Origin of the sequence: Luteibacter sp., from assembly GCF_051958795.1 — a bacterium.
In the GTDB taxonomy this organism is placed as follows: domain Bacteria; phylum Pseudomonadota; class Gammaproteobacteria; order Xanthomonadales; family Rhodanobacteraceae; genus Luteibacter.
In genome coordinates this window covers 1-3,336 of record NZ_JBQCFT010000152.1, presented here as the reverse complement: position 1 = coordinate 3,336, position 3,336 = coordinate 1, and the positions used below count along the sequence as shown (strand labels likewise).

The 3,336-nt window shown below is 68.0% G+C and carries 6 protein-coding genes; 4 read left to right on the top strand and 2 right to left on the bottom strand.

The window, feature by feature from the left end:
• From ACTHLF_RS08160 to ACTHLF_RS08145, 4 genes are all read left to right on the top strand, one after another.
• Window positions 1–742: DNA polymerase III subunit gamma/tau C-terminal domain-containing protein (locus ACTHLF_RS08160; protein WP_440326444.1), on the top strand; the 742-nt coding region annotated here is incomplete at its 5' end.
• Entirely contained in the window at window positions 739–1,062 is a 324-nt protein-coding gene (locus ACTHLF_RS08155) for a YbaB/EbfC family nucleoid-associated protein (protein ID WP_440326442.1), read from the top strand. The genes ACTHLF_RS08160 and ACTHLF_RS08155, both read left to right, overlap by 4 nt.
• A gap of 17 nt (window positions 1,063–1,079) precedes the next feature.
• A complete protein-coding gene (recR, locus tag ACTHLF_RS08150) occupies window positions 1,080–1,682 on the top strand; it encodes a recombination mediator RecR (RefSeq protein ID WP_440326441.1) in 603 nt (200 codons plus the stop codon).
• Window positions 1,683–1,701: 19 nt separating this feature from the next.
• Window positions 1,702–2,046, top strand: a complete 345-nt coding sequence (locus ACTHLF_RS08145) for a histidine triad nucleotide-binding protein (RefSeq protein WP_440326439.1) — start codon at window positions 1,702–1,704, stop codon at window positions 2,044–2,046.
• 53 nt (window positions 2,047–2,099) lie between these two features.
• On the opposite strand, the gene ACTHLF_RS08140 is transcribed toward ACTHLF_RS08145, so the two are convergent.
• The gene (locus ACTHLF_RS08140) at window positions 2,100–2,708 is read right to left on the bottom strand and encodes a Slp family lipoprotein (protein ID WP_440326438.1); all 609 of its coding nucleotides are present in this window, start codon (window positions 2,706–2,708) and stop codon (window positions 2,100–2,102) included.
• A 41-nt stretch (window positions 2,709–2,749) separates the two neighbouring features.
• Window positions 2,750–3,336 (bottom strand): DUF4129 domain-containing protein (locus ACTHLF_RS08135; RefSeq protein WP_440326436.1); only part of this gene is annotated, 587 nt, incomplete at its 5' end.

The window sequence follows — 3,336 nt, the reverse complement described above, 5'->3', positions numbered from 1 at the left end:
AGAGGACGTGCAGCTTTACTACCAGATCACCACCAACGGCCGCCGCGAGCTGCCGATGGCGCCGGATGCGCGCATCGGTTTCGAGATGGTGCTGCTGCGCATGCACGCGTTCCGTCCGGCGGATGCAGGGCAGGGTGCGCCGGCGCCGCGGAGCGTGCCGGCGCAAGCCACCGCCCCGGCCGCAACGCGCCAGTCGCCATCGCCGGCTGCAGCGGCACCGCGCCAGGCGCCCGCCGCCCCGGCCCAGACACAGGCTGCACGCACCCCCGCACCCACCACGGCCCCCGCGGCCCCGCCGCCGGCACCTGCCGCGCCGCCTGCGCCGCCGCGTCCCATCAGTACCGATGCCAACGGGCTGCCGGACTGGCACGACATCGTGGAGCGCGCGCACCTTCGTGGCCCCATCGGCCAGCTGGCGCAGAACTGCACGCTGCGCGGGCTCGAGGGTGACGCGATGGTGCTCGCCCTGCAGCCGCAACACATGCATCTTGCCGTCGAGCCGCTCACGAGCCAGATGGAAGAGAAGGTTTCGAACGCCCTGGGGCGCCGGGTGCGCTTCCGCTTCGTCGCGGAAGGCGGCAACCTCGGCACCCCTGCAGAGCGCCGCGCACAAGCCGCGAGCGATGCCCAGGCCAACGCCGAGGCATCGATGGATGCGGATCCCCTCGTGCAGGCGCTCAAGCGCGACTTTGGTGCGCGCGTAATTCCCCAATCGATCAAACCCGTGGAGCCAGGAACATGAAAGGTCAAATCGGTCAGCTGATGCAGCAGGCCCAGCGCATGCAGGACGAAATGAAGCGTGCGCAGGAAGAACTGGCGAAGACGGAAATCACGGGTAGCGCGGGTGGCGGCCTGGTGACTGTCACCATGACCGGCGGCCACGAAGTGCGCAGCGTGCACATCGACCGCCAGACGTTCGCCGACGACCCGGAAATGGCTGAGGATCTCGTCGCCGCCGCGGTGAACGACGCGGTGAACAAGATCGCTGAAGTCAGCCGGAGCCGCCTCGGCGGCGTGACGTCGGGCCTGAACCTGCCGCCCGGCTTCAAGATGCCGTTCTAAGCAGGCGGCACGTCACGATGAGCAACGGTTCCCGCCTGCTCGGCGAACTGATCGACGCCCTGCGCTGCCTGCCGGGTGTCGGTGCCAAGAGCGCGCAGCGCATGGCCTTCCACCTGCTCGAACGCGAGCGGCAGGGTGGCTTGCGCCTGGCTTCCGCGCTGGATTCCGCCATGAGGGACGTCGGCAACTGCACGCGCTGCCGTAACTTCAGCGAGACGCCCGTCTGCACCTTGTGCGCCAGCGCCACGCGGGATCGCCACGTGCTTTGCGTGGTTGAATCGCCCTCGGACCTCGCGGCCATCGAGCAGGCGACCGGCTTCCGCGGCCACTATTTCGTGCTCCTGGGCCGGCTCTCCCCGCTGGATGGCCTGGGTCCTGAAGAGTTGGGCCTGCCCCTCCTCGTGTCGCGCCTGGGCGAGGGGGAGGTGGAAGAGATGATCATCGCGACCAACCCCACCGTTGAAGGCGAGGCCACCGCGCATTACATCGGCCAGCTGGCCCGGGCGGCCGGTATCCGCGCCACGCGGCTGGCGCACGGCGTGCCCCTTGGTGGCGAACTGGAGTTCGTCGACCGGGGCACGCTGGCCCACGCTTTCGGCAGCCGGCAATCGCTCGGCTGAAACCCTTCAGGAGATGGCAGTGACCGATACGATTTTCGCCAAGATCGTCCGCCGGGAGATCCCGGCCGATATCGTCTACGAGGACGACGAGGTGCTCGCGTTTCGCGATCTGAATCCGCAGGCGCCGGTGCACGTGCTGTTCATTCCCAAGCGGGCGATCGCCACGCTGGATGATGCTGTCCCAGGTGATGCGGAGCTGCTTGGCAAGCTGTTGCTGGCTGCGGCGGCGTATGCCCGGGCGCAGGGGCTCGAGAAGGACGGCTACCGCACGGTGATCAACACCAACAGCCACGGTGGCCAGACGGTGTTCCACATCCATGTCCATCTGCTGGCGGGCCGCCAGATGCACTGGCCGCCAGGTTAGGGTTCATCGGATAACGAAAAAGCCCGGCGCGAGCCGGGCTTTTTCGTTGGCGGTTACCTGTGCGGGCGCGGCGGCGGCGCCGGGCGCACGATCACCGTGCGCGGGCGGTACCAGAACGGATCGCCCCACGGGCCATAGCCATACGGGCCCCAGCCTGGACCCCAACCCGGGCCCCAGCCTGGGCCCCAGAACGGGTCGTAGAAGCCTGGCGGGTAGCGGGTCACCGGTACCCGCTTCGGCCACAGGTAGACGACGTCGGCTTCCACGCGCGGGTAGGCGTAATCGAAATCGCCCACCTTCTGCGAGACGGCGCCATGCAGGGTGCCGGTGACCGTGATCTCGCGGCCGCGGGTGAAGACTTCCGGATCGTAGAAACCATCGCGGCAGGCGACGAAGCGACCCTGGCTCTCGGCCTTGCTGGCGGTCGGGCGGGCCTCATCGTCGAGCGGCTGGGAAAGCACGAAGAAACAGGTCTGCTGCGGGCCCGGCTCGGTCTTGATGATCTCGCCACCCCAGCGCACCTTGGCTCCCGGCGCGCCGCCCTGCTGCGCACTGACGGTGCTCACGTCGTTGAACTGGCCCTGCAGCGGCTGCGGTACCGTGGCGCACGCGCCCAGCGCGAGGGTAGCAGCGGCGATGGCCAGCGGTTTGTACATGGACATGTCACTCTCCTGGAGGCGACGGACACAGCCGTCGCCATGACCTATTTGACCACGCCGCGCGCCCGGAATTCCCTCACCGCCTGCCGGAATTGCTTGACCAGTTCAGGTGGCGGTTCGTCGTGCGCGTAGCGTGAACTCAAGTAAAGCTCGCTCAACCTTTCCAATGCATTTCGATGCGCAGGCAGTGAGCGAGCCGCCCTTGCCATGAAATGCCTTGGGCCTTCGCCCGTGCGTCGCACTACGCCTGCCCTGGCAAGCTTGCGTTGCAGGCGGCGCATCCACGCGTCCAGCGCATCGCCTTCACGTCGCTGGAACAGGGCCCACCCCAGTGCGGTGGCAATGAGGAGCGTGCAGCCCACGGCGAAGATGATGGCGAGGTCGCCGACATCGGTGCGCCGTATACCGAACGGCTGAAGCATGCCGCGCTGGCGTAGCGCGTCAAAACCGTTAACGGCCTGGTTCCACCATTGGTTGACGACATCCCAGCGGTCGCGCAACGGACGCAGCCATCCCCCGTTGAAGAATGACATGCCCTCGCCGCTGGCCGACGCGGCGGAGGCTGCGCCAAGGCTGACACGCTCGGGGCGCACGGCGCCGGTAGGATCGAAGCGTACCCAGCCCCGACCCG

Bases quoted from the DNA above. Each gene is read 5' to 3' on its own strand.
- recR (WP_440326441.1), top strand. From the start codon at position 1,080: ATGAGCAACGGTTCCCGCCTGCTCGGCGAACTGATCGACGCCCTGCGC.
- ACTHLF_RS08155 (WP_440326442.1), top strand. From the start codon at position 739: ATGAAAGGTCAAATCGGTCAGCTGATGCAGCAGGCCCAGCGCATGCAG.
- ACTHLF_RS08140 (WP_440326438.1), bottom strand. From the start codon at position 2,708: ATGTCCATGTACAAACCGCTGGCCATCGCCGCTGCTACCCTCGCGCTG.